Genomic DNA, 23,448 nt, shown 5'->3' on the forward strand with positions numbered 1-23,448 from the left:
CTTTCATGGCTTCTGCATGGGCTCAGGTGAATACTTCTTTTAGCCATTCCCTCTTTACTCCTTCCACTTCTGTGAAAGCACATGACCCGGCCGTTTCACGTCATGTGCTCCAATTATGCTTTTAGTGAGGGCTCAGCCTATCTTGTAAGCTCCACACTAGTTCGGCTCTCCTGATTGAGTCGGCGGGCACAACCTATTTCGTCGGACCCGTATAAGGACCTAGAATTCCCTATTTCTAACGACGACTCTTCATCATGAAAAAGATAACTCTGCTGCTGGCTATGGTAGCATTTTCGGTTGCTGCGCACGCGCAGGACAATAAGGCTGTAGTTCGGGACAACTCTACCGGTGCTAAAACTACCGCTGAAGTGCGGGACAATGGCACGGTGAAAGTAGAAAGCCGCTCGGGCCGCACCAAGGCAGGCCAAGCTGCCTACAACACTAAGGAAGACGCCAAATACGCCGGTAAAAAAACGGGCTCGGTGGTAAAGAAAGGTGCTCAGAAAACCGGCCGCGCCGTGAAAAAAGGTGCTTCGGCCGTGAAAAATAAAGCCGAGGACGTAGTAGATTAGTCTACCTCTGCTCCTAGTAAAAAGCCCTTGCCAATTCGTTGGCAAGGGCTTTTTGTTTGGACTAAGTCCTTGGCGCTACTGACCTACAAAGAACAGGGCGTTACCAAACAGCAGCTTGCCGCCCTGCCAGAAACCGCGAAACAGCGGGTTATCGGCTAGGTACACGATTTGGCCGCGGCCCATGTCCTGGGTGCCCAGCACGAAAGTGTCGGTGAGCTTGCGGCGGGCACTGCGACCAGCAAAACCGGCCGCATGGTTGTCGCGCTTGAGGACGCCCACGTTCCAGCCACCGGTTTCGAGGAAACGGTAGTTAAGCGTGTCGCGCACGAGAGCGAAGTAGGTAGAGCCGTAGCCAAACGCCAGCGGGTGAGTAGTGTCGAGCTGTACCCGGTAGACGCTGCCCTGCACCCGCTCCCCAATCTGCTGCCGCTCGGCCTCGGCATAGGTCCGCAGCTGCTGGTAGGGCTTCTGAATTTTGGCCGTGCTGTCGGCAGTTTTGGTCTTGAGCAGGAAGTCCTTTTTATTAGCCAGGAAAGCCGCAGCCCCTTCCAAAGCAATGAGCTTGCCGCCGCCGCGCACCCAGGCTTTCAGGGCTTCCAGGCTTTTCTCGGGGTAGATATCCGCGTAGTTGCCGTCGGGCAGGATAAGCACGTCGAATTTCTGCAGGGGTACCGTGCGCAGGTAGTCAGCGCCCAGCACCGTGACCGGGTAGCCCAGTTGCTGCTCGAAGAAATGCCAGACTTCCCCGAAGGCTGTGGCCGAAACGCCCTCTCCGGCCACTACCGCCACATTGGGCCGGCTCACGTAGCGCACGTAGCCCGAGCCCAGGTCGGCACCACTGGTGGAGAAGCCCGAGCGCACAGCCTGCACCTGCACGCCGGCAGAGTCGGCCTGGGCCCGCACGATTTGGTCAAAACGAGCTCCTAAAGTTTCGTTACCGGTGCGGGTAAGAATCAAAGTACCGGGCTGGTACTTCTGGCCTTCCGCCTCGAAAGCCCGCTGGGCCACCCGCACTTTCACCCGCTGTTGGAGCAACTGGCTTAGAAACTTCATGTCCTGCAGGCTGCTCCACCGGGCCACGTAAGCGTAAGGCTTGTCCGTTACGGCGGCGTTGCCGGTCACGGTCGCCGGTTTCCGAGCCCGACCGTCCAGCTTTTGAGTTAGGGCATAGGCATTCAGACCGAAAGAATACGGCAAGGCCCAGGCGGTAATGTCGTAGGTCAGAGAGTCTTCCAGGGCCGGGCGGGGCTCAAACAGCACTTTCACCAGCGTCGACTTGGGCTGGTACATGCTCACTACCACGTCCTGGGGCTGGAGCTGCACGTTTTCGGTTTTGCCGGTGGCGTAGCTAAAGGCGCGGGTGCTGAGCTTGCGCCCCGCGTAACAGTACTGAATCTGCTGCCGGTCGAGGTAGTCGGTGAAGGCCCGGAGCTGGCCGGGAGCCGCATTGCCGCTCAGCACGAACGTCTTGTAAGCGCCGCGGGGCTGGGTGCGGGCGTTGGTATAGTACTTCTCAAATTCCCGCACCAGCTCGGGCTGCCGGTCGGAGGCAGCCTGGATGGTGGCCAGGCTGGCGGCGTGGTGGTGGGCAATGCGTTGGCTGAGCGTGAGCGTGTCGCCGTCGGACTTGGCTACGCGCACTCCGGCCCTGCCCGAGCCGCCCTGCTCGTAAGTCATGCCGATGGCTCCGTTAAAGCTAGGGTAGGTGTCGCCGTAGCTGGGGTAAAACAGGTCGTAGGTTTCGCGGGTAAAGTAAAGCCAGTTGTTCTGGTCGAACACCTTGCGGTTGTAGTCGCCGATGACGTTCTGAAAATTGCGCTGCCAAGCGGTAATATCCTCGTGGAAGGGCTTGGCCGCCGGCGAGAAGTAGTAGGGGTCATCCACGCTCATTTCGTGGAAGTCGGCATGGACCTGGGGCAGCCACTGGTTGTAGAGGGCCACGCGCTGCCGGCTTTCCTGCTGGGTTTGCCAGGCCCAGTCCCGGTTGAGGTCAAAGAAATAATGGTTGTAGCGCCCACCGGGCCACGGCTCGTGGTGCTCCCAGGCATAGGGCGAGGCATTGGGCTGCTGGTTGCGGCTGCGGTTGTACCACTGCACGTACCGCTCGTGCCCGTCGGGGTTTACGCAGGGGTCCACGAGCACCACCACGTTTTGCAGCCATTGCTGAACCTGAGTGTTCTGGGGGTTAGCCAGATCGTAGAGCACTTCCATCACCGCCTCCGACGACACTGCCTCGTTGCCGTGAATGTTGTAGCTCAGCCAGACCACAGCGGGCATTTGCCGCTGTACGGCCCCGGTTTCCAGCCCCGCCCGCCGCAGGTTGTTCCGTCTGATTTCCTCCAGCCGTGCCAGGTTCTCGGGCGTACCCACTTGCACTACTTCCAGCGGCCGGCCCTCGTAGGTGCTCCCGTAGGACTGCACCCGCATCCGCCCACCGGAGTGTTGGGTTACCTGCTGCACGTAATTTAACAGTTGAGCGTGGGGCGTAAAACGACTACCCAACGGATAGCCCAGAAACTGCGAAGGCGTGAGCAAACCGCCCGGCTCCGGCGCCTGGGCCCACAGGCGGCCAGGTAGCAACAAGAGCGGAAGCAGCAACAAGGCTCGAACCAGAGCCGGCACGTTACGAGGAGGCATGGACGGTAAGCAAAGAAGAGAAACGGCCGAAAATCCGGCGGGCAGGTCAAACCTATTGATTCGGCGGCTACTTTAGGCCCCCGCCCCACCTGGCCCCCGCAAAAAAGAAACCCGGAGCCAGCCGGGGCGGCCCAAACTTGCCTGCCTAGTACTCATGGAAATTACGCTCACCACGCCGGCCCTGCTGTTTCCGGCTTTGTCATTGCTCCTGCTGGCCTATACCAACCGCTTTCTGGCCTTGGTCAACATTGTGCGCACGCTCAAAACCCAGTACAAGACCACCCACAGCCCCCACCTGATTCAGCAGATTCATAACCTACGCCGCCGGGTGGAGATGGTGCGCAACATGCAGGCCGTGGGCGTAGGCTCCATGCTGGGCTGCGTGCTGGCCATGTTTCTGATTTATGCGGGCTTCAACTCGGCCGGGGCCCTGGTGTTCGGGGCTAGCCTGCTGGCCTTGCTCGTGTCGTTGGGCATGTCGCTCTACGAAATCCAGATTTCGGTGGTAGCCCTGCAAATTGAACTCAACGACCTGGAAGAAAACGAGGAGCAGCGTCTGGCCCATCAAGCTTGAGCTAACCGCTGCCCGCAACGCCCGCAATGCTGTCCAGCCTACCCGAAGTTCTTCCCGGTCCGACCAAAGCTGCTCCCGGCGCATCTGAAGAGGAATCTGGCAGCTATTGCTAATGCTTCGGGCCGGCCGGGCACAGGCTGGGTCTATGCCTGGCCGGCTTTAGCCGAGCCGTGGGGAACTAGGGTCGTGGGCTACTTGCCTTCGGTGGCACCAGCGTCCTTCTCGCGAATCTGGTAGAGCACACTTTCGGCTACGCCCCGGCCAAAAAGGCTGATACCGGCATTGAATACACCCAGGGCCAGCGTACCGGCTCCCACCCACTTGGCGGTTGGCTCGCCATCCTTTTGCAGGGCCGTAGCCCACTGAATCAGACAAGTACCCAAACCAATTACCATCAGCCCGGAGGGAGCGTACACCAGCCATTTCGTTTTGTGCGTCATCGTGCAGAAGTTTAAAGGTGATAAGGATGAATCAGGGTAGGCCAACCGCGTCGGGGCGGCAAAGTTGGCCGCGCCGCCCACCACAGGCGGCTAACCTTCTTCTGCAATCGTACCTTTGGGCCTTCGGGTTACGGTTTGCCGCCGAATCCCGCCGTTTAATTTGGCTCCGCCCCTGTTTTGCCGGGCGCGGGACCCTTCGTTTTTCCTCTACGATGAGCTCTACTTCCTACGAACAGCTGCTGCGCGAAGCCTTCCGCACCGAGGCCGAAGCCGCCCAGTACCTCTCGGCCGCCGACCTTTCGGCCTACAAAACCTTCGAGCAGGCTGGCAAGGCCGATATTGCCTTCCGCTTCGAGCGGGTGCGCCTGGCCGTGGCCATGAGCATTTTGAAGCTGCTGGCCGACCTGGGCGACCATGAGGAAAGCCGCAAGGTGATGGACGTGCTGCACCGGGCCCTGAAGGCCAAGTCGGTGCAGGAAATTGACGCTACCATCACCAAGGACGCCAAGCTGTTCGAGAAGCTCTACACCAACCTCTACGTGAATGAGGATGGCGAGCTGCTGCTGGGCCTGTTTGAGCGCACCCTCGACGCCGACACCAAGCCGCTGATGGAGGAAGTCATTCAGGAAGCACTGCAAGTGGCCCAGGAGCTTGATTTCAGCCACCACGACGAGGACGAAGACGAGGAAGACGAGGCGTAAGCTGGTTGGTAGCGGGCTTTCTACTACTTTCCCGCTGGCAAAGCCCTACTGGTTTTGCTCCACCCGGCTGCCTACCTTTACCAAAATGGCTTGAGCCATCATCCAGCAGCCTTGCCGCTGCCTTTCTATTTGCCTGAATGTCTACACCTACTATTCAGTACCTGACTACCGCTGCCGAAATGGAGCAGGCCGCCGCAGCGCTGCAAAAAGCTCCGCGCCTGGCCGTCGACCTCGAATTCGACGACATGCGCCACCGCTACGGCCGCAACCTGGCGCTGATCCAGATTTACGACGGGCAGGTGGTCTACCTGCTCGACCCCATTCCCTTGACCAACCCGGCCCAAGAGCTGGAGCCCCTCTGGGCCCTGCTGCGCGACCCGGCCGTGGAAAAGGTATTTCACAGCTGCAAGTCCGACATTCTGCTCCTCGATGAGCTCTACGGCGTGCACGTGCGCAACATTCTCGACACCAGCGTGCAGTATACGTTGCTGGGCGAGTCGGACAACAACATCTCCCTGGGCCGCCTGATTCAGGCCGAGTTGGGCCTGGAAGTAGACAAGGGCGAGCAGAAATCGAACTGGCTGAAGCGCCCCCTGACCGAGGCTCAGAAAGTGTACGCCGCCAACGACGTGCTCTACCTTTTCGAGCTGGCCGACCGTCTCAAGGCCAAGCTGGCCGAGCTGGGCCGCACCGAATGGGCCGAGCAGGAAAACGCTGCCCTGGAGGAAGTGCGCTACACCCGCGACGACCGGCCCTACCTGCGCATTGCGGGCAAGTACCGGATTCAGCCCGGCGAGTTGCCCCTGTTTCGCGACTTGTACATGCTCCGCGACCAGGTGGCCCGGCAGCTCGACAAGCCGCCCTACATGGTGTTTGCCAACGACCGACTCTCGGAGCTGGTGCGTGCTACCCCCCGCGACGCCAACGACTGGAAAAATACCCGCGGCCTGCACCCCGAGCTCAAGCGCACCCCTTACCTGGAGCAACTGGCCGCCCTCTCGCCCGACAACTTCGTGCCCGTGCCCGAGCCGGCCCAAACCGGTGAGCAGCGCCGCTTCCCCTTCCGCCGCCGCCTCAGCGGCGACAAGGCCGCCAAAGCCGACGCCCGCGAGCAGCTCCTGACCCAGCTTAAAGGCCTCATCACGGCCGACATCAACGTGTACGTAGCCAACCTGGTGCTCTCCAACCGCCTCGTGGCCGACATCATCGAGCTGGGCGCCGACCAGGTGCTGCGCCCCTGGCAGAAAACCATTCTGCAGGATGCCTGCCAGCGCCACGGGCTAAGCTACGAGCAAATAGCCGAGCCGTTTGCCTGAACCGCGAATTCGACGGATTCGACGGATTTCACAGATTTTGTGGACGATTACCCGATCTGCAGAAAGGCCACCCGAACGGGTGGCCTTTGGCTTTTTATCAGCTGGGCGTTCCTTACCTCAGCCGGCTTGCAAAATGTGACATAGGCATGTCACGGCCGTGACATACCTATGTCACGTTGATAGTATTAGGATGTCACGGGGCAGGCGTGCCGATGAAGTGACAAGGCCGTGGGTAGCTCAGGGGAAAATCGTCCCGTCCATTTTAAAAATCATCAGGTCGATTTTGCAAAAGGTCCCGTCCATTTTTAAAATCGACGGGACCTTTTGCTTGAGTCATTGGGTCCGTTTACGGCAACGGCTGGCGGGCTCTCAGTGGGTGAACTGGGCTTCCTCCGTGGAGCCCACCAAGGCCGAAGTGCTGGCCTTGCCGGCGGATACTACGCTCTGCACGGCGTCGAAGTAGCCCGTGCCCACGAACGACTGGTGCTTAACGGCCTTGAAACCGTGCTGCTGCAAGGCAAACTCCCGCTCCTGCAGCTCGGAGTAGCCGGCCATGCCCCGCTCCCGGTAGGCCCGAGCCAGCTCAAACATGCTAGTGTTGAGGGCATGGAAGCCGGCGAGGGTGATAAACTGGAACTTGAAGCCCAAGGCGGCCAGTTCTTCCCGGAAGGTTTCCATCTGCTCCACACTCAGCTTGGAAGCCCAGTTGAACGAGGGGGAGCAGTTGTAGGCCAGCAGCTTGCCTGGGTACCGGGCATGAATGCCTTCGGCAAACTGCCGGGCCTGCTCCAAATCGGGGTGGGAGGTTTCCATCCACAGCAAATCGGCGTAGGGCGCGTAGGCCAGGCCCCGGGCTATGCAGGCCTCCACGCCGGGCCGCACCCGGTAGAATCCTTCACTGGTTCGCTCCTCATGCGAGAGTACGAAGGGCAGGTCCCGCTCATCCACGTCGGAGGTAATCAGGTCGGCGGCATCGGCGTCGGTGCGGGCTACCACCAGGGTGGGCACGCCCAGCACGTCGGAGGCCAGGCGGGCGGCTACCAGCTTGTTGATAGCCTCCTGGGTGGGCACTAGCACCTTGCCGCCCAGGTGGCCGCACTTCTTGGCCGAAGACAGTTGATCCTCGAAATGCACCCCGGCAGCCCCGGCCTCAATCATCATTTTCATTAACTCAAAAGCATTGAGGTTGCCCCCGAAACCGGCCTCGGCATCGGCCACGATGGGTACCAGCCAGTGCACGTTGCCTTCTCCGCTCAGGTTCTGAATCTGGTCGGCGCGCAGCAGGGCGTTGTTGATGCGCTTCACCACGCTTGGCACGCTGTCTACCGGGTACAGACTTTGGTCGGGGTACATCTGGCCGGCGCCGTTGGCGTCGGCGGCCACCTGCCAGCCGCTGAGGTAAATGGCATTCAGGCCGGCCTGCACTTCCTGCACGGCCTGGTTGCCGGTCAGGGCCCCGAGCCCGGCCACGTACTGCTCCGTGTGCAGCAGGCTCCAGAGCCGCTCAGCTCCCTGCCGGGCCAGGGAATACTCGATGCGGATAGAGTTTTGCAGCTTTACCACATCCTCGGCCGAATATGGCCGCTCTACGCCTTTCCAGCGCGGATTCGTGGCCCAGTCGTGCGTAATGGCGGCAATACGTTCTTGCTTGTTCATGAGAGAGGAAATTGAAGTGAAAGGAAGAGTGGAAAAGTGGTTGTGGAAGCAGGAATGAGAAGGCAAAGCGGTGCCCGGCAGGCTGAAAAGCCGCTTTTGAAAAAGGCAAGAAAGAGCTGGCGCACGGTTTTAACCGCGCGAAGTAGGGTGGATAGCCTACTGCTTAGAAGGCAGCAGACCACGCTTCTAGCAGTGGGATGGTTTAGCTCGGCAGCTGCTCGTAGGCCGGCACGGTCAGAAACTCGATGAACTTCTCACTGGTCACCAGGCTGTCGAAGAGGCGGGCGGCCTGCAGATAGCGGCCGTTGGTATAACGCTCCTCCCCTACCAGGCTGCGGATTTTCTCCAGTTGCTGGGGCACGTACGAGCGGTACAGCTCCACGGTGATTTCGCGGCCGTCAGTCAGGGTCGTGCCGGGCGTGTGCAGCCACTGCCACACCTGGGCCCGACTGATTTCGGCTGTGGCGGCGTCTTCCATCAGGTTGTAGATGGGTACGCAGCCGTTGCCGCCCAGCCAGGCCTCGATGTACTGAATAGCCACGTCGATGTTGAGTTTAAGGCCTTCCTCGGTAATTGTGCCCTGGGGCGCTTTCACCAGGTCGGCCGCCGTTACCTGCACGTCTTCGCGCTTGTTGTCAATCTGGTTGGGTTGGGGCATCAGTTCGTTGAACACAGCCAACGCCACCGGTACCAAGCCAGGGTGAGCTACCCAGGTGCCATCGTGGCCGTTTTTGGCTTCGCGCACCTTGTCGAGACGGACTTTCTCCAAGGCGGCCTCGTTAGCTTCGGGGTCGTTCTTAATCGGAATCTGGGCGGCCATGCCCCCAATGGCGTGCACCCCGCGGCGGTGGCAGGTCTGGACAACCAACTGGGAATACGCGGCCATAAAGGGCACCATCATGGTTACCTGGGCCCGGTCGGGCAGACGAAACTCGGGCTTCAGCCCCAGACGCTTGATGTAGGAGAAGATATAGTCCCAACGCCCGCAGTTCAGGCCAGCACTGTGCTCCCGCAGCTCATACAGGATTTCGTTGAGCTCAAAGGCGGCGGGCAGCGTTTCAATCAGGACCGTGGCCTTGATGGTGCACTTGGGCATTTTCAACGACCATTGGGCAAAGCCGAAAATGTCGTTCCATAGCCGGGCTTCCAGATGACTTTCAATCTTGGGCAGGTAGTAATACGGGGCGCTGCCGCGGCTGCACAGTTCGTGGGCGTTATGAAAAAAATACAGCCCGAAGTCGAACATAGAGGCGCTAATGGGCTCCCCATCCACCAGCACATGATTTTCGACCAGGTGCCAGCCGCGCGGCCGCACTACCAGCGTAGCAGTTTCCTCGTTCAGCTTGTATTCCTTGGTCGGGGTGCTGAGCGAAATAGTCCGGCGCACGGCGTCGCGTAGGTTGCGCTGCCCTTCGATGACGTTGGCCCAGGTCGGGGAGTTGGAATCTTCCAGATCAGCCATGAACACCTTGGCCCCCGAGTTCAGGGCGTTGATAATCATCTTACGCTCCACCGGCCCGGTGATTTCCACCCGGCGGTCCTGCAAATCGGCAGGCACGGGCGCCACGGTCCAGGGCTTGTCCCGAATCATCTTGGTCTCGGGCAGGAAGTCGGGCAGGATACCAGCCTCGAAGTCGCGCTGCCGGGCCTCACGGCGCAGCAACAGCTCCCGGCGGGTCCGGTCGAAACGGCGGTGCAGCTCGGCTACAAAGGCCAGGGCCGACGGCGTCAGGATTTCAGCAAACTCGGGAGAGTAGGCTCCTACCACTTTCACCCGCTCGGGCGTGAGGTAGGCGGGTGGGGAAACCAACGTTTGGGACTCAGTGAAAGGTGACATAGGCTTAGGGTTTGGAGAGAAGCGGGAAAGAATATAACCAAACATACGTTAGCGAATTTTATTAATCAAGCGAATTTTCGCTAAAGTTTATAAAAGTTGGTTTTTACCTACTTTTGCTAGGCTTTCAGCGCTGTATCTTTTTCTTGTAGCCGTTCCCGTAGTCCTTGTTAGCTGCGCGGAGCCTACTTCTGTATTCCCTTATGCTTAGTCACGGTCAGGTTGTCCGGTTAATTTTTGGTTTGAAACTGCGCGAGCTGCGGCAGGAACGCGGCTTTACCCCCGCCGAGCTGGCCCGGGCCTGCGACGTGTCGGTATCGTATCTGAATGAGATAGAAAAGGGCAAGAAGTATCCCAAGGCCGATAAAATACTGAGTCTGAGCAAGGTGCTGGAAGTAAGCTACGACCAGTTGACTTCCCTGACCTTGAGCCGCAAGCTGGAGCCTATTTCTGAGCTGCTGCAGTCGGATTTGCTCAAAGAGTTTCCCCTGGAAATGTTCGGGTTAGATCCGGTGCGCATCGTAGAGCTGATTTCGGACGCTCCTGCCAAGATGAACGCCTTCATCGGGACGCTGTTCGAAATTGCCCGCAACTACGAAATGCGGCAGGAGCACTTTTTTCTGGCCGCCCTGCGCTCCTACCAGGAGATGCACGACAACTACTTCGAAGAGCTGGAGCAGGACGTACGCACCTTCATTGGCCAGGAAAAGCTGATGGTAGCCGCGCCCTTCGCCACCCGGCAGCTGGAGCAGGTCCTGACCGAGAAATACGGCTACAGCGTGGACCGCACCAAGCTGGGCGAGTACGCTAGTCTGGGCCGACTCCGCTCGGTGTTTCAACCCAAAACCAAGCGCCTACTCATGCGTCCTGGTCTTACCCGGGCCCAGGAAGCCTTTGTATTGGGCCGGGAGCTGGCGTTTAACTACCTCAATCTGCGGGAGCGGCCCTACGTGAATGCGTCCTTCCCGGTGCGCAGCTTCGACGAGGTGCTCAACAACTTCAAGGCTTCCTACTTCGCCGGAGCCCTGCTGATGGAAGAGGAAAACCTGACCCGGGACTTTCAAAAGCTATTTGCCAGCAAAAAGTGGGACCCATCGGCATTTCTGGACTTGATCAGCAAGTATGACGTGTCGCCGGAGATGTTTATGCAGCGCATCACCAACCTGCTGCCCCGGCACTTCGGCCTACAGAGCCTGTTTTTCCTGCGCTTCGACCAGGCCAACGCCAACGCGGGCTTCATGCTGACCAAGGAGCTCCACCTTTCCCGCCTGCACAACCCCCACGGCAACGAGCTGCACGAGCACTACTGTCGCCGCTGGGTATCGCTGCGTCTGATTTCGGAACTGCGCCAGGAGCCGCTTTCCGGTGCCCCAAACACGGCTATTTCGGCCCAACGCTCCCATTATTTCGGCACCGACGACGAGTACCTGTGCCTGACCCTGGCCCGGGCCGGCGGGCCCAATGAACCCGCCGTGAGCGTAACCGTGGGCCTCCTCTGCGACGACAACCTCAAGCAGAAAGTCAGTTTCCTCGACGACCCGGCCATTCCGGTGCGCATTGTCAACGAAACCTGTGAGCGGTGCGCCATCTACGACTGCGAAGTGCGGGCCGCCGCTCCCATTGAAATCGAGCGGAAGCAGCGCACCCAGGAAATCGAAGCCGCCATTGCCACGCTGGTAAACGGGGGATGATTTTAGTTGCTCGATGTTCTGTTAAAGAACGTCCGGTTGAGCAACGCGGCACATCTCACGGAGTCCGTTGTTAAATACAGAACAACGCAATAATACCTCATGCTGAGCTTGGCGTATAGCCCGACAATGTCAGCAGGCAAGATGCCTCGCGCTGCTCGACCAGACGTTCTTCTGCCTAATAACTGCCAACGAGCAACCAACAACTACCTCCATGACTTCCGCTAAAGAACAGTTTGACCGCCAAGCCGCGCACTACAATACCCAGTGGAACACGTGGAGTGAGGCGCTGCTGCGGTGGCTACTGGAGCACGCCGATGCCCAGCCGACCGATACCGTGCTGGATGTAGCTACCGGCACGGGCTTTACGGCTCTGGCCTTTGCCCCGCATGTGCAGTCGGTAGTAGGACTGGATGTTTCGACAGGGATGCTAGCCGAAGCGCAGAAGCGGCAGCAGGAACAAGGAATAGCTAACGTGACGTGGCTGGAAGGCGCGGCTGAGCAACTGCCGTTTCCCGACGCCTCGTTCAGCATCGTTACCTGCCGGGTGGCGCCCCACCATTTCGACTCGGTACCGCAATTTCTGGCGGAAGTGCGCCGGGTGCTGCAGCCCGGCGGCCAGTTTTTGCTGGCTGATACCTGCGTGCTCGACAATCAGCCAGAGCTGAACCAGTGGCAGAACTACGTGGAAAAGCTCCGGGACCCGTCGCACGCCCGCAACCTGGAGCCCCGGGAGTGGCGAGCTGCCATGGAGGCTGCTGGGCTAGTGGTGGAGAAAGTGGAGGAAGCCGCGCCCGACGGTGCCATGCAGCTCAACGACTGGCTGACCAAAGCCGGCTGCACCGGCGAGAAGGCCGAGCAGGTTCGCCGGGAGTTTCAAAACGCGTCGGTCGAGGCCCAGCAGCATTTTCAGATTCAGGAGCTTCCCGGCGCAGACTTTACCTTTGTCTGGCAACGGGTGGTGGCCAAGGCCGTCAAGCCCTAAAACAAGCCGTACAACGTTTTGAGTCAACAACCTTCTTCGAATACAACTCCGCTCTGGTGGCGGGTCGGGCGAATTCTGCTCGTGATACTTCTGGTGGCGGGCGGTGTTGTCGGCTTTAAAGCCTGGCAGCTGCTGTGGAAACCGAACGTAACGGCCTCGGCGTTTGGCCCGGCGTACCTGTACATCCGTACCGGCGCTTCCTACCAAGCCGTGCTGGATTCGTTGGACAAGCACGAGTTGCTGCGCGACCCGGAGACGTTCCGGCAGGTGGCTCAGTGGCGCGAGTATCCGGCCCACGTGCGTCCCGGCCGCTATTTGCTGACTCCGGACCTGGGCAACTCCGCCCTGATCGACAAGCTCAGCCAGGGCCCCCAGGACACGGTAGACTTCACCCTCGACGCTTTCAAGTACAAGCCCCAGCTGATCCGGCAGGTAGCCCGGCAGCTCGAAGCCGACTCGGCCCACCTGCGCCGCCTGCTCAACGACAACGGTCTGCTGCTGCGCCGCTACCACCTCGACACGACCACCATTCTGACCATGTTCCTGCCGGGGCCTTATCAGTTTGAATGGAACACCTCAGCCACCCAGTTCTTGGATTCGGCAGCGGCCATGCACGGCCGGTTCTGGACGCCCCAGCGCCGGCAGCGGGCCGATTCACTGGGCCTCACCCCCACGCAGGTACACGTACTGGCCAGCATTGTGCAGCGCGAAACCTCGGAGCCAACGGACAAACCCATCATTGCCGGGGTATATCTGAATCGGCTCAAGCACGGTATGCGCCTGCAGGCCGACCCGACCCTGCTCTGGGCCATTGGCAACTTTGGAGTGAAGCGGGTGCTCAACAAGGACAAGCTCGTAGACTCGCCCTATAACACCTACAAACACAAAGGCCTGCCACCAGGCCCTATCACCTCGGCCAACCGCTCCAGCCTGAATGCCGTGCTCAAGCCCACGGCCCATAAGTACTACTTCTTCTGTGCCCGCCCCGACCGCAGCGGCTTCTCCGACTTTGCCGAAACCTACGCCGACCACAAGCGCAACGCCCGCAAGTACCAGCACACCCTCGACAGCCTGAAGATTCTGCGGTAGTCTTTGCTCCACGCCGCGAAGCTCTACTTCACAGTGCACTCGGCAGGAAATGCCTGCTACAGCCGATATAGCCGCAGGTGCGCCCCGCCACTCCGACTTACCTGGTCCTGGCGCTTTATCGTTTCTTTCATGCTCAGCCCGGTGTATTCAGAGTGCTCCAAGAACAGCAGCGGCGAGGCTAGTGGCGGCTCCTGCCATTCAGCAACCGGCTGCTGCCGCCGCAGGGAGTCGAACTGCTGCACGTTGGTCACTACGTAGTAGTCGTCGAGCAGCACGTAGTGAAAGCCGCGCTGCCGCCATGCAGACAGCTGCTTCTCGGACGTGATACTCACCACCGAATCTACCCCGAATGGCGCTAGTCCCAGGCCTACGGTGCTGACTACTTTACTGGCTCCTCGGGCCCGCAGCCACTGGGCTACCTGTGGGTAGCTGCTGGGCGTGTGGGCGTACACCTCCGTTCGAATCTTACCCAGGTTAAAGCTGCAGGCCAGCAGCACAAGCAGGGCCAGGCCCCACCCACCTACATTGCGCCGCAAGCTCAGAAAAGCCAGGGTGTAGAACAGCCCATAAGCCAGCAGCAGCCCCCGGGGTGCTTTCAGCAGCAATGACATGCCCACCAGATATGCGTAGGCCCACACCGCCAGGTAGCGCATCAGGTTGATATGCCGCAACCCGGTAAACAACTCCCGCCGCCACAGCCAGGGCAGCAGAGGCACCCACGCCAGCATCAGCCACGACTCATAGTCCAGCATAAACCACGGGTAAAACAGCAAGTCCAGCTGCACGCTGCCTTGCCGCCCGGCTGCGTTGGCCGCGCCCGGAAACAGCACGTTGTAGTACACGGCCGGCCACCGGTACCAGGGCAACCCGGCCAATACCCCGATGAGGCCAAACACCACAAACGGCGTGGCCAAAATGCCCGCCACCCGCAGCCAGTTGCGCCGCGCCCACAAAAGCCCGTCGCGCTGCAAGAGCTCCAACACACCCAGAATCGGTAGGGTCAGGATAAACTTATAGTTGATGCTCAAGCCCAGGGCCAGCCAGAGTGCCGCCCGGCGCAGGTGTTGGTCGGTGGGCATGTTTAGCCGCTGGTAGTAGGCATTCAGCAGTCCGGCAAATACCAATAGCGAAGCCGAACCCATGGTGAAGTCGCGGCCGGAAAAGGTGAGGAACACCGAACTGCCGATAAATAGAATGAGCAGCGCGGTTTCCCAGGGCCCCAGCCGGGCCACCTTAGTCACAAAGGCTACCAGGGCCCCCACCGCCGCCACGGCCAACAGGGCATTCAAGTGCTGAAACACGCGAAAGTTGGTCGTGACCCAGGCCACCGGCACGTAGAGCACCGAGAAGCCGGGGCTGCCGTGGTGGAACAGGTTGCGCAGGTTGCCCTGGGCTATTTCCTGCACAATCTGCCAGTTGCGCACCGAGTCGTAGTCGGGTAAGGCAGCCTGACTGAGGCCGTAGAGGCGCACGGCCGCTACCAGCAGCAGGGCCAGCAGTGCGGGTAGAGCATTTTTTAGGGGCAGATTGTCGTTCTTCGTGGCCGTCATGCGGATGTCGGGCGCCGGTTGGCCCTGCGAAGTACGACAACCCTCCCGAACATTCAGCTTTTCGCTCTTCGCCTATGCGAGTAGTTCTTCAGCGCGTCAGTCAGGCCAGCGTCACGGTGGAAGGCCGCGTTACCGGCCAGATTGGCCCCGGCTTGCTGGTACTGGCCGGCTTTGCCCCCGACGATACTACCCAGTCCCTCGACTGGATGGCCCGCAAGCTCGTACAGCTGCGCATCTTCAGCGACGAAGAAGGCAAAATGAACCGCAGCGTCCAGGACATCGGGGGCCAGGTGCTGGTCGTAAGCCAGTTTACGCTGCTGGCCGACGCCCGCAAGGGCAACCGTCCTAGCTACATTGGAGCCGCCCCGCCCCCCGTGGCCATCCCGCTCTACGAGCAGTTTGTGCACATGCTGGAACAGCTCTTGGGTCAGCCCGTGCCCACTGGCGAGTTCGGCGCCGACATGAAAGTAGAGCTCCTCAACGACGGTCCCGTCACCATCGTCCTCGACTCGCCGGAGCGGTGAGGAGGTGAAATTTGCGAGTTTATGCCCTTGCAAGGCTGAAGGGCGAAGCAATGCGTCCTCTACGTAGTGCGACTCGCTCTTTTATCAGAAAGCCCTTTCGCCATTATTCAGTGCCGAGACGTCGCTACATACCGCTGCGTCCCAGAGTCAGAGCCTAACCCCTGCGCAGACATCAAAGCTTTCTGGGAAAAGGCTGTGACTACCTTCGTAGAGGCCGGATTGCTTCGGCTCTGCCTCGCAAGGACAAAAGTTGTTAGCGCCACCAGCACGTCCAACTCACTGTTTCACCATTTTACCACTCCACCGCTATGACCATCGAAGAAGCCCAACAAACCGTTGATACCTGGATTCAAACCACCGGCGTGCGGTATTTCAATGAGCTGACCAACATGGCCATGCTTACCGAGGAAGTTGGGGAAGTGGCCCGCATCATTGCCCGCCAGTACGGGGAACAGTCCTTTAAAGAGTCGGATAAGGACAAGGTCTTAGCCGATGAACTGGCCGATGTGCTGTTCGTGGTAATCTGCCTGGCCAATCAAACTGGGGTCAACCTCACGGAAGCGTTGCAGCGCAACCTGGAAAAGAAAACCCAGCGCGACGCCACCCGCCACCAGCAAAACGAGAAGCTGCGCTAGGTCTTCCCATCCCGCCCATCACCCCTCCGAAATGAGTTCAGGGTCGTCCGAAATGGGTTCAAGGGGGTCCAAAACCGCACTTAAGGCGTCCAAAATGGATTCAAGGACGTCCGAAATGCTTTCAAGGGTGTCCGAAATGACTTCAGGGGCGTCCGAAATGGTTTCAACAGTGGCCGAAGCCGTATCCTGGACGTCCGACGTGGTTGCAGAGCCGCGCTACAACGCAACAGGGCGTCCGGAAACTGCTTCCGGACGCCCTGTTGCGTTAGTGTATTCTTGAGAGTATTACCCGTTGGCTATTAGCCGCCCCTCTTGCCAAATGGGCAGCACCGAGTGGGTATCCACCTGCACGCAGTACTCGAAGTCCTTATTAGCCTCCAGCGAATTGAGCCGCCGCACGTGGGCCGACTGCAACAGATAACCGGCCAAATCCGGTTGGGCTTGCTGCCACAAGTGGCGGGCGGCTAGTGTAGCGTCGCTGCTGCTCGTGTCAAACGTGGAAGCCAGCCGCTCGGCCAGGGCCCCGCCAAAAACGGTATCCTCCAGGTTGAACATGCCCTTCCAGCCCGCACACACCACTATTACGTCCTTGCCCTGGGCCCGCGCAAACTCCGCCACGGCCTCCAGATTGAGAAAAGCCCCGATTACTACGGCATCAGCAGCCAAGGACAGATGCAGGGCCCGGGTGCCGTTGGTAGTGGTAATGGCCACGCCCCGCCCTTGTACGGGCAGTACCCCATCAAGGTAGCCGAAAGGCGAGTTGCCCAGGTCGAAGCCCTCGGCCTGGCGCCCGTCGCGCTCAGCAGCCGTCAGGTAGCCCTGGGCCGCCAGAGCCCGGCAGTCTTCCAGCTCGCTGAAGGGCACGATATGCGTCACGCCCGCCGCCAGCGCCGTTACGATAGAGGAAGTTGCCCGCAGAATATCCACTACCACGGCCACCTTCCCTTCCAACTGGTACAATGGCAACAGCTCCGGACTAAAGCAAATATCAACTGAGGGCATACGAAAAGGTATTAGGGGATTGAGAAGTCAAAGGAAAAGTCAAAAAGAAAGCAGAACGTCATTCGGAGCGAAGCCGAGGAATCTCGCAGACTTCGCTCCGAATGACGTTCTAGTCAAATAATGGCCAGTGCCTATGCCTCTTCCGTGCCTTTCACAAACGGCAGCTTCACCACGGTAGCGGGCAGGTTCTTACCCCGCACCTGCACGAATATCTGGCTGCCGGGCGCGCTGAATTCGGTTTTCACGTAGCCCAGGCCGATGCCTTTGCTCAACGACGGCGACTGAGTGCCCGAAGTAACTTCCCCGATTTTCTCGCCGGCCTCATTTACCAACTCGTAGTGGCTGCGCGGAATCCCGGCCCCATCCATCAGGAAAGCCACCAGCTTGCGGCTCACGCCCTGCTCTTTCTGAGTCTTGAGGCTGGCCGAGTTGGTAAACTCCTTGGTGAATTTGGTAATCCAGCCCAGGCCGGCTTCCAGCGGCGAAGTCGAGTCGTCGATGTCGTTGCCGTAGAGCGAGAAGCCCATTTCCAGGCGCAGCGTGTCGCGCGCACCAAGCCCGATGGGCTTCAGACCGAACGGCTGCCCGGCTTCCATGATTTTGTCCCACACCTGCTGGGCATGTTCGTTGGGAATATACAGCTCGAAGCCGCCAGCCCCGGTGTACCCCGTGGCTGAGATAATGACATTCGGCGCGCCGGCAAACGTGCCCTGCACGAAGCTATAGTAGGGAATGCTCTTCAGGTCGGCGTCGGTCAGGCTCTGCAGCGCCTCGGCGGCTTTGGGGCCTTGCACGGCAAACAGGCTGGTTTGGTCGGAAATGTTTTCCAGCTCGGCCCCACCCGTGTTAAACTGGCTGATCCAGTTCCAGTCCTTCTCAATGTTGGAGGCATTTACGACCAGCATATAGTCTTCGTCGGCCAGCTTGTACACCAGCAAATCGTCCACGATGCCCCCATCCTGGTTGGGCAGGCAGGAGTACTGGGCCTTGCCATCGGTAAGCTTGCTGGCGTCGTTGCTAGTCACGCGCTGAATCAGGTCCAGGGCCTGAGGGCCACGCACCCGAAACTCACCCATGTGCGACACGTCGAAAATACCCACGGCGCGCCGTACGGTGCGGTGCTCTTCCAGGTCGGAAGAGTAGCGCACGGGCATGTTATACCCCGCAAACGGGACCATTTTGGCACCTAGCTGCTGGTGCACGTCATTGAGGACAACGGTTTTGAGTTCTTCGGCCATGGGGCAGGTTGGGAGGTGGAGGGAAGTTTTGCGCAAGTCCTCGGAGAAAGGACCGGGCGAAATTAGCCATTTCCGGTGGCTGGACCGTACAAGCTCAACCATTGCGCCCCACTTCTGCTATTCTGGGTCGGGCCGTTGCCGCCTTATTTTCGGGACTGGTTACCTTTGCATCTCTCTCGCAGCGTGCCTCCCGCGGGCAGTTACTTATGGATTTAGACATCAAACAGGATTTCGAAACGGCCATGCTCAAGCACTTGCTGTTTAAATCCAAGCTTCGCTCCTTTCTCTACGGCAGCGCTATGGCCGAGGGCCCGGCCCGCGACCCGGACCAGTGCAGCCTCGGCATCTGGATTACGGAGCGCCGCCGCAGTGCCTGGGGGCACGTGCCCGAATGGGCCGCCCTCGACCGGGCCCACCGCCAGGTGCACCAGCAGGCCAACCAGCTCATGGATATGTACCTGCAGGGATTTACCGAGCAGGCCCGCGAAGGCCTCACCGAGCTGCTGCCCCTCACCGACCGAATCACCGAGCTGCTGCAAACCATCCAGAGCAAGCTGCGTACGCCTCGCTAACTCTACCGGTCCTTTCCGTAGCGGCGCCGCATGAAGCTCAAGCTTTCCACCAAACTATTTGCTGGTTTCCTGGTCATTTCGGCCTTGTTTGCCCTGGTTGTATTCGTCAACTACCAGCTCTCGCGCCAGGTGCTGCGCAACTCCGAGCGAGTTCAGGCCTCCCAGATTGTCACGGCCGAGGCCTCGGCGCTGTTTCGCAATATCATCGACATGGAATCCGGCTTCCGGGGCTATATGCTCATTGGCAGCGAAGCCGTGCTCCAGCCCTATTATAAGGGAGAACAGGAGTTGCTCCAGCAGTTTGCCAGCCTGCGCAATCAGATGGAGCCCGACGACCCGCAGTATGCCCGCATTCTGCGTACCCAGCGCCTCTACCAGCAGTGGTCGGCATATTCCCACCTGCTGATCAGCGAAAAGCGCGAGGCTCGCCGCCGCAACCCCGACCAGATCGGCATGGAAGGCATGGCGCACCGGGCCCTGGCCGAAAGCCTGACCGGCAAGCAGATCATGGACCAGATTCGGGTGCTGTTTGCCGGCTTCGAGCGCACCGAGCTAGCCGACCGCGACAAAGTGCGGCAGAAGCTGGAAGACAGCATCCGCCAGACCCGCCTGATTTCGATTATTGTCACGGTGCTGGCCATCGGCATTGGCTTGCTTTGGGCATCTTACATCACCCGCCTAATTGCCCACCGCATCGATATGATGGTGGGCCTCTCGACCCAGATTGCCACCGGTGACTACAACACCCGCATCCAGGATACGGAGCAAGATGAGCTAAGTGAGCTGGCCGACTCACTCAACGTCATGGCCCGCACCATCGACTCGACCATCAATCAGCTGGAGCGCCGCAACCAGGAGCTCGACCAGTTTGCCTACGTCGTGTCGCACGATTTGAAAGCGCCGCTGCGAGGCATCGAAAGTGCCTCCCGCTGGATTGAGGAGGACATGGGCCAGGACGTGCCCGAGCATATCCGCGAATTTCTGCTGCTGATGCGGACCCGGGTGCACCGCATGGAAAACCTGATCAGCGGCATTCTGGACCTGGCCCGCATCGGGCGCACCAAGCAGGCCGATGAGCGCATCAACGTGCGGGAGCTGCTCAACGAAATCGTGGACTCGCTGGCGCCGCCACCGGGCTTCCGCGTAGAGCTGCCCACGTATTTGCCCACTATGATGTCGAATCGGGTGCAGCTGCAGCAGGTGTTTACCAACCTGATCAGCAACGCCCTGAAGTACCACGACCGGCCCGAGCAGGGCGTGGTGCGCATCAGCTGCCGCGAAGATCGGCTGCAGTATACCTTCTCCATTGCCGACAACGGCCCCGGCATCGACCCAGAGTACCACGAGCGGATTTTCGTCATCTTCCAGACCCTGGTGGAGCGCGACACGCTGGAAAGCACCGGGGTGGGCCTGGCTATTGTCAAGAAAATTGTGGAGCGCCAGGGCGGCACCATCCACGTTGAATCGACAGAAGGCCAGGGCGCTACCTTCATCTTCACCTGGCCCAAAGAGCGCGCCATGCACGCCGAACGCCGGATTACGGCCGCTCAATCGGCGGCTAAGACCGTCTGAATATTAAAACTTCCGTATAGAAGATGAATTCAGACCTGACTTTTCCTTCCCACCATATGTCAACCGCCGAACTTGCCCCCAGCATTCTGCTCGTCGAGGACGACCAGATGGACATCATGAATGTGCAGCGGGAGTTACGCAAACACGATATCAACGTCCCCCTGCATATTGCCAAAAACGGCCGTGAAGCCCTGCACCTGCTCAAGGGTGAAGGCGGCCAGAACCAGATTCAGAAGCCCAGTGTAGTCATGCTCGACATCAACATGCCCCGCATGAACGGCCTGGAGCTGCTGGAAGCCCTACGCTCCGACCCCGATTTTGTGGGCTTGAACGTATTCATTATGACGACCTCCGACCTGGAAACCGACCGCCTCAAAGCCCGGGAACTAGCTGTAAGTGGTTACATCATCAAGCCCCTAAACTTCGACAAGTTCGGGGAAGGCGGCTCTACCGTCGACGGCTTCAGCCTCTTCCTAGACCTGCTCCGCTTGAAAGATTAAATGGTGAAATAGGGAGATGGTGAACTGGTGAGTTGTCGTTCGGCTGGCGCTTGTAAGGCTTCACTTACCCCGCTACCGGTTTTACCAATGCAAAAAGCCCTTTCCCAAAACATGGAAGGGGCTTTTTTGCATTAAGCCGGGCCGGGCACTTACCGAAGGAAGGTTGTTTGCGTCACGCTGCTCAAGATAATAAGCGCAACAAGCGCCAGCCGAACGACAACTCACCATCTCACTATTTCACTATTTACAACAGCCGGAAGCCCATGCGGTGGTGCTCACTGGGACCGTACTCGCGGATGGCGGCGCGGTGCTTTTCGGTGGGGTAGCCGGCATTTTGCTCCCAGCCATACATAGGATACTCCAGGGCCAGTTCGTGCATTCGGTCGTCGCGGAAGGTTTTGGCCAGCACCGAGGCGGCGGCAATGCTGCGGTAGCGCCCGTCGCCCTTCACGAAGCAAGTATGCTCGATACCAGGGTAGGCCCGAAACCGGTTGCCGTCCACAATCAGGTGCTCCGGCACCTGGGCTAGCTGGGCCACGGCCCGGTGCATGGCCAGGTAGCTGGCCTGGGCAATATTGATAGAGGCAATTTCTGCGGTATTGGCCTCGCCTACGGCCCAGGCTACGGCTTCTCGACAGATATCCTTGCGGATTACCTCCCGTCGCCGCGCCGTCATCAGCTTGGAGTCGTTGAGGTATGCGGGAGCAAAATCGGGGGGCAGAATAACAGCAGCGGCGAAAACCGGACCGGCCAGGCAGCCGCGGCCGGCTTCGTCGAGGCCGGCTTCAAGCGGGAGTTCAGTGTAGGAGGCAAGCAGCATAGAGGCGGCGAAGGTACGACCAGCCGCCCCGCTGGCCCAACCAAGCCACTAAAGTAGCTGCAAACAAAAAGGCCTCCCCGGGAGCCGCAGCACCCGGAGAGGCCTTTTTCAAGGAAAGTTTATTGTAGAGAAAGGAAATGTCGCTTTTGCTGCGTGCAAGCCAAAAGCCGGCAGCATAAAAACGCGCCATTTCACTATCTCACTGGTTCACTGCTTAGTGTCGGCCGGCGGTAGTGCCAGCATCGGGAGCGTCGGGCTCACCGCGGCGGTTGCCTTGCTTGTCACGAGGGCCTTCGTCAATGGCGTCGTCCTCGTCGGAAGTAACATATACGTTGGTGATGGGGCCAAGGCCGCCCGTATTCTGGGCTAGCTCAGCTTCGGCCTGGGCGTGTTTCAGATTGAACAATGGGTCTCCGGGCTGGGCCTGGGCGGGCTGGTTTTTGGGCTGATTTGCCATAAAAATATCCGGTACCGGCTGGGATGTAAACAGCCAATTACTGACTGGTACGCACCCCAACACTATGGGGTTGAGGTAAAGCCAACCCAGGGCCCAACAAGATTTTGGCGTAGTGCCGCCAAAAATCCGGGCACAAAAAAAGCCGTTGCTCTAGGCAACGGCTCTTAATTTTGCACCGACCGGTAGAAATTCATCCACCCTACTCCTTGACCGGTCGGCTTGTTACACAAGACAGAGACTTCCTTTCCACAACCTCTATCTGTGCTGGTTCCTTTCTACGACAAAACTACTTGGTGTCAGGCGTTTATTAGGCTGTTTTTGTCAAACGAGGGTTCTTACCCGACTAACCCAGCTTGTAGCCCGACGGACGTGAAATGCTCTTCCGGGCTGACGGTGAAATTGTACCTTTGCCCTGTTAAGCCGTTTCGATTTACTTCTCTACTATGAGCCATATTCCCTCGCCTGACTTCGACGAAACCCACAACCCGTGGCAAATTCTCAGCTCTGAGCTGACTTACCAGAACCCCTGGATTCGGGTACGGGAAGACCAAGTAATCAACCCTAAGGGCGGCCGGGGCATCTACGGCGTCGTTTCAATGAAGAATAAGGCCCTGGGAATTGTGCCTGTGGATGCGGAGGGCAACACCTGGCTGGTGGGGCAGTACCGCTACCCGCTGAACGAATATTCCTGGGAAATTCCGATGGGCGGCGGACCGGTAGAATTGGACATTCTCGAATCGGCCCAACGGGAGCTCAAGGAGGAAACAGGTTTTACGGCCCGGCGCTGGACCAAAATTGCCCGCCTGCACACCTCCAATTCGGTTACCGACGAGGAAGGCTTCGTGTACTTGGCCGAAGACCTGGAGGCTGGCGAAGTAGAGCCCGAAGAAACCGAGGAGCTGCGCCTCTGGAAGCTGCCCCTATCGGAAGCTGTAGCCATGGTCATGGACGACCGGATAACCGACGCCATTAGCGTGGCGGGTTTGCTCAAGGCCGAAAAGGTGCTGCAGAGTCGGCAGCAATAGTTGCGGCCCCGCGGCTCGTACCCGGAGCAGCCAACGGCTTCTAAGTTTATAGCTCGTATTT

At 59.4% G+C, this 23,448-nt stretch carries 22 protein-coding genes; 13 read left to right on the plus strand and 9 right to left on the minus strand.

Going from position 1 to position 23,448, the window contains the following annotated elements; genetic code table 11:
• Positions 1–254: 254 nt before the first annotated feature.
• Complete coding sequence (locus MUN80_RS24175; RefSeq protein ID WP_244717178.1) at positions 255–572, plus strand: hypothetical protein; 318 nt, start codon at positions 255–257, stop codon at positions 570–572.
• A gap of 75 nt (positions 573–647) precedes the next feature.
• Here the strand turns inward: MUN80_RS24175 and MUN80_RS24180 are convergent, their stop codons facing one another.
• Positions 648–3,209 carry a M14 family metallopeptidase gene (locus tag MUN80_RS24180; protein WP_244717180.1) on the minus strand — a complete coding sequence of 854 codons (2,562 nt, stop codon included), beginning with the start codon at positions 3,207–3,209 and terminating at the stop codon, positions 648–650.
• A 154-nt stretch (positions 3,210–3,363) separates the two neighbouring features.
• Here MUN80_RS24180 and MUN80_RS24185 point away from each other — a divergent pair, with 154 nt between their 5' ends.
• On the plus strand, positions 3,364–3,783 hold the full coding sequence (locus tag MUN80_RS24185; protein WP_244717182.1) for a DUF2721 domain-containing protein: 420 nt from the start codon (positions 3,364–3,366) through the stop codon (positions 3,781–3,783).
• 191 nt (positions 3,784–3,974) lie between these two features.
• Here MUN80_RS24185 and MUN80_RS24190 read toward each other — a convergent pair whose 3' ends face one another.
• Positions 3,975–4,223: a hypothetical protein gene (locus MUN80_RS24190; protein ID WP_244717184.1), complete on the minus strand. Its 249-nt coding sequence runs from the start codon at positions 4,221–4,223 to the stop codon at positions 3,975–3,977.
• Positions 4,224–4,435: 212 nt separating this feature from the next.
• Here MUN80_RS24190 and MUN80_RS24195 point away from each other — a divergent pair, with 212 nt between their 5' ends.
• Both MUN80_RS24195 and MUN80_RS24200 read left to right on the plus strand, forming a co-directional pair.
• Positions 4,436–4,924: a hypothetical protein gene (locus MUN80_RS24195; protein WP_244717186.1), complete on the plus strand. Its 489-nt coding sequence runs from the start codon at positions 4,436–4,438 to the stop codon at positions 4,922–4,924.
• Positions 4,925–5,061: 137 nt separating this feature from the next.
• The gene (locus tag MUN80_RS24200) at positions 5,062–6,240 is read left to right on the plus strand and encodes a ribonuclease D (RefSeq protein WP_244717188.1); all 1,179 of its coding nucleotides are present in this window, start codon (positions 5,062–5,064) and stop codon (positions 6,238–6,240) included.
• 369 nt (positions 6,241–6,609) lie between these two features.
• Here the strand turns inward: MUN80_RS24200 and aceA are convergent, their stop codons facing one another.
• Together aceA and aceB are read right to left on the minus strand one after the other, a co-directional pair.
• Positions 6,610–7,896, minus strand: a complete 1,287-nt coding sequence (aceA, locus tag MUN80_RS24205) for an isocitrate lyase (RefSeq protein WP_244717190.1) — start codon at positions 7,894–7,896, stop codon at positions 6,610–6,612.
• Between the two features lie 202 nt (positions 7,897–8,098).
• Positions 8,099–9,733: a malate synthase A gene (gene aceB / locus MUN80_RS24210; protein WP_244717192.1), complete on the minus strand. Its 1,635-nt coding sequence runs from the start codon at positions 9,731–9,733 to the stop codon at positions 8,099–8,101.
• 239 nt (positions 9,734–9,972) lie between these two features.
• Between aceB and MUN80_RS24215 the strand changes: the two genes are divergently transcribed.
• The 3 genes from MUN80_RS24215 to mltG all read left to right on the plus strand — a co-directional run bounded on the left by MUN80_RS24215 (position 9,973) and on the right by mltG (position 13,492).
• Entirely contained in the window at positions 9,973–11,421 is a 1,449-nt protein-coding gene (locus MUN80_RS24215; RefSeq protein ID WP_244717194.1) for a helix-turn-helix domain-containing protein, read from the plus strand.
• Positions 11,422–11,632: 211 nt separating this feature from the next.
• Positions 11,633–12,403 (plus strand): class I SAM-dependent methyltransferase, encoded by a 771-nt coding sequence (locus MUN80_RS24220; protein WP_244717196.1) that lies wholly within the window; start codon positions 11,633–11,635, stop codon positions 12,401–12,403.
• Between the two features lie 18 nt (positions 12,404–12,421).
• Complete coding sequence (gene mltG / locus MUN80_RS24225) at positions 12,422–13,492, plus strand: endolytic transglycosylase MltG (protein WP_244717198.1); 1,071 nt, start codon at positions 12,422–12,424, stop codon at positions 13,490–13,492.
• A gap of 56 nt (positions 13,493–13,548) precedes the next feature.
• Here mltG and MUN80_RS24230 read toward each other — a convergent pair whose 3' ends face one another.
• On the minus strand, positions 13,549–15,042 hold the full coding sequence (locus tag MUN80_RS24230; RefSeq protein ID WP_244717200.1) for a hypothetical protein: 1,494 nt from the start codon (positions 15,040–15,042) through the stop codon (positions 13,549–13,551).
• A gap of 74 nt (positions 15,043–15,116) precedes the next feature.
• Here MUN80_RS24230 and dtd point away from each other — a divergent pair, with 74 nt between their 5' ends.
• Positions 15,117–15,566, plus strand: coding sequence for a D-aminoacyl-tRNA deacylase (gene dtd, locus MUN80_RS24235; RefSeq protein ID WP_244717202.1), 450 nt, complete (start codon positions 15,117–15,119; stop codon positions 15,564–15,566).
• Positions 15,567–15,874: 308 nt separating this feature from the next.
• A complete protein-coding gene (locus MUN80_RS24240) occupies positions 15,875–16,201 on the plus strand; it encodes a nucleotide pyrophosphohydrolase (RefSeq protein ID WP_244717204.1) in 327 nt (108 codons plus the stop codon).
• Positions 16,202–16,486: 285 nt separating this feature from the next.
• Here the strand turns inward: MUN80_RS24240 and MUN80_RS24245 are convergent, their stop codons facing one another.
• Positions 16,487–17,203 (minus strand): 2-phosphosulfolactate phosphatase, encoded by a 717-nt coding sequence (locus tag MUN80_RS24245; RefSeq protein ID WP_244717206.1) that lies wholly within the window; start codon positions 17,201–17,203, stop codon positions 16,487–16,489.
• Positions 17,204–17,334: 131 nt separating this feature from the next.
• Positions 17,335–18,441, minus strand: coding sequence for a glycine cleavage system aminomethyltransferase GcvT (gene gcvT, locus MUN80_RS24250; protein WP_244724957.1), 1,107 nt, complete (start codon positions 18,439–18,441; stop codon positions 17,335–17,337).
• A 206-nt stretch (positions 18,442–18,647) separates the two neighbouring features.
• On the opposite strand from gcvT, the gene MUN80_RS24255 reads away from it, so the two are divergent.
• The 3 genes from MUN80_RS24255 to MUN80_RS24265 are packed head-to-tail and all read left to right on the plus strand — an operon-like array spanning position 18,648 to position 21,085.
• Complete coding sequence (locus MUN80_RS24255) at positions 18,648–19,013, plus strand: CZB domain-containing protein (RefSeq protein ID WP_244717208.1); 366 nt, start codon at positions 18,648–18,650, stop codon at positions 19,011–19,013.
• 30 nt (positions 19,014–19,043) lie between these two features.
• Positions 19,044–20,585 (plus strand): sensor histidine kinase, encoded by a 1,542-nt coding sequence (locus tag MUN80_RS24260; protein WP_244717211.1) that lies wholly within the window; start codon positions 19,044–19,046, stop codon positions 20,583–20,585.
• Between the two features lie 56 nt (positions 20,586–20,641).
• The gene (locus MUN80_RS24265; RefSeq protein WP_244717213.1) at positions 20,642–21,085 is read left to right on the plus strand and encodes a response regulator; all 444 of its coding nucleotides are present in this window, start codon (positions 20,642–20,644) and stop codon (positions 21,083–21,085) included.
• A 244-nt stretch (positions 21,086–21,329) separates the two neighbouring features.
• Here the strand turns inward: MUN80_RS24265 and rnhB are convergent, their stop codons facing one another.
• Together rnhB and MUN80_RS24275 are read right to left on the minus strand one after the other, a co-directional pair.
• Entirely contained in the window at positions 21,330–21,905 is a 576-nt protein-coding gene (rnhB, locus tag MUN80_RS24270) for a ribonuclease HII (RefSeq protein WP_244717215.1), read from the minus strand.
• A 214-nt stretch (positions 21,906–22,119) separates the two neighbouring features.
• Positions 22,120–22,362: a hypothetical protein gene (locus tag MUN80_RS24275; RefSeq protein ID WP_244717217.1), complete on the minus strand. Its 243-nt coding sequence runs from the start codon at positions 22,360–22,362 to the stop codon at positions 22,120–22,122.
• A 443-nt stretch (positions 22,363–22,805) separates the two neighbouring features.
• On the opposite strand from MUN80_RS24275, the gene MUN80_RS24280 reads away from it, so the two are divergent.
• A complete protein-coding gene (locus tag MUN80_RS24280; protein ID WP_244717219.1) occupies positions 22,806–23,387 on the plus strand; it encodes an NUDIX domain-containing protein in 582 nt (193 codons plus the stop codon).
• Positions 23,388–23,448: the final 61 nt, after the last annotated feature.

The sequence above is a fragment of the Hymenobacter cellulosivorans genome (genome assembly GCF_022919135.1).
Classification (GTDB): domain Bacteria; phylum Bacteroidota; class Bacteroidia; order Cytophagales; family Hymenobacteraceae; genus Hymenobacter; species Hymenobacter cellulosivorans.

Bases quoted from the DNA above. Each gene is read 5' to 3' on its own strand.
- MUN80_RS24175 (WP_244717178.1), top strand. From the start codon at position 255: ATGAAAAAGATAACTCTGCTGCTGGCTATGGTAGCATTTTCGGTTGCT.
- MUN80_RS24180 (WP_244717180.1), bottom strand. From the start codon at position 3,209: ATGCCTCCTCGTAACGTGCCGGCTCTGGTTCGAGCCTTGTTGCTGCTT.
- MUN80_RS24185 (WP_244717182.1), top strand. From the start codon at position 3,364: ATGGAAATTACGCTCACCACGCCGGCCCTGCTGTTTCCGGCTTTGTCA.
- MUN80_RS24190 (WP_244717184.1), bottom strand. From the start codon at position 4,223: ATGACGCACAAAACGAAATGGCTGGTGTACGCTCCCTCCGGGCTGATG.
- MUN80_RS24195 (WP_244717186.1), top strand. From the start codon at position 4,436: ATGAGCTCTACTTCCTACGAACAGCTGCTGCGCGAAGCCTTCCGCACC.
- MUN80_RS24200 (WP_244717188.1), top strand. From the start codon at position 5,062: ATGTCTACACCTACTATTCAGTACCTGACTACCGCTGCCGAAATGGAG.
- aceA (WP_244717190.1), bottom strand. From the start codon at position 7,896: ATGAACAAGCAAGAACGTATTGCCGCCATTACGCACGACTGGGCCACG.
- aceB (WP_244717192.1), bottom strand. From the start codon at position 9,733: ATGTCACCTTTCACTGAGTCCCAAACGTTGGTTTCCCCACCCGCCTAC.
- MUN80_RS24220 (WP_244717196.1), top strand. From the start codon at position 11,633: ATGACTTCCGCTAAAGAACAGTTTGACCGCCAAGCCGCGCACTACAAT.
- MUN80_RS24230 (WP_244717200.1), bottom strand. From the start codon at position 15,042: ATGACGGCCACGAAGAACGACAATCTGCCCCTAAAAAATGCTCTACCC.
- dtd (WP_244717202.1), top strand. From the start codon at position 15,117: ATGCGAGTAGTTCTTCAGCGCGTCAGTCAGGCCAGCGTCACGGTGGAA.
- MUN80_RS24240 (WP_244717204.1), top strand. From the start codon at position 15,875: ATGACCATCGAAGAAGCCCAACAAACCGTTGATACCTGGATTCAAACC.
- MUN80_RS24245 (WP_244717206.1), bottom strand. From the start codon at position 17,203: ATGCCCTCAGTTGATATTTGCTTTAGTCCGGAGCTGTTGCCATTGTAC.
- gcvT (WP_244724957.1), bottom strand. From the start codon at position 18,441: ATGGCCGAAGAACTCAAAACCGTTGTCCTCAATGACGTGCACCAGCAG.
- MUN80_RS24255 (WP_244717208.1), top strand. From the start codon at position 18,648: ATGGATTTAGACATCAAACAGGATTTCGAAACGGCCATGCTCAAGCAC.
- MUN80_RS24260 (WP_244717211.1), top strand. From the start codon at position 19,044: ATGAAGCTCAAGCTTTCCACCAAACTATTTGCTGGTTTCCTGGTCATT.
- MUN80_RS24265 (WP_244717213.1), top strand. From the start codon at position 20,642: ATGTCAACCGCCGAACTTGCCCCCAGCATTCTGCTCGTCGAGGACGAC.
- rnhB (WP_244717215.1), bottom strand. From the start codon at position 21,905: ATGCTGCTTGCCTCCTACACTGAACTCCCGCTTGAAGCCGGCCTCGAC.
- MUN80_RS24275 (WP_244717217.1), bottom strand. From the start codon at position 22,362: ATGGCAAATCAGCCCAAAAACCAGCCCGCCCAGGCCCAGCCCGGAGAC.
- MUN80_RS24280 (WP_244717219.1), top strand. From the start codon at position 22,806: ATGAGCCATATTCCCTCGCCTGACTTCGACGAAACCCACAACCCGTGG.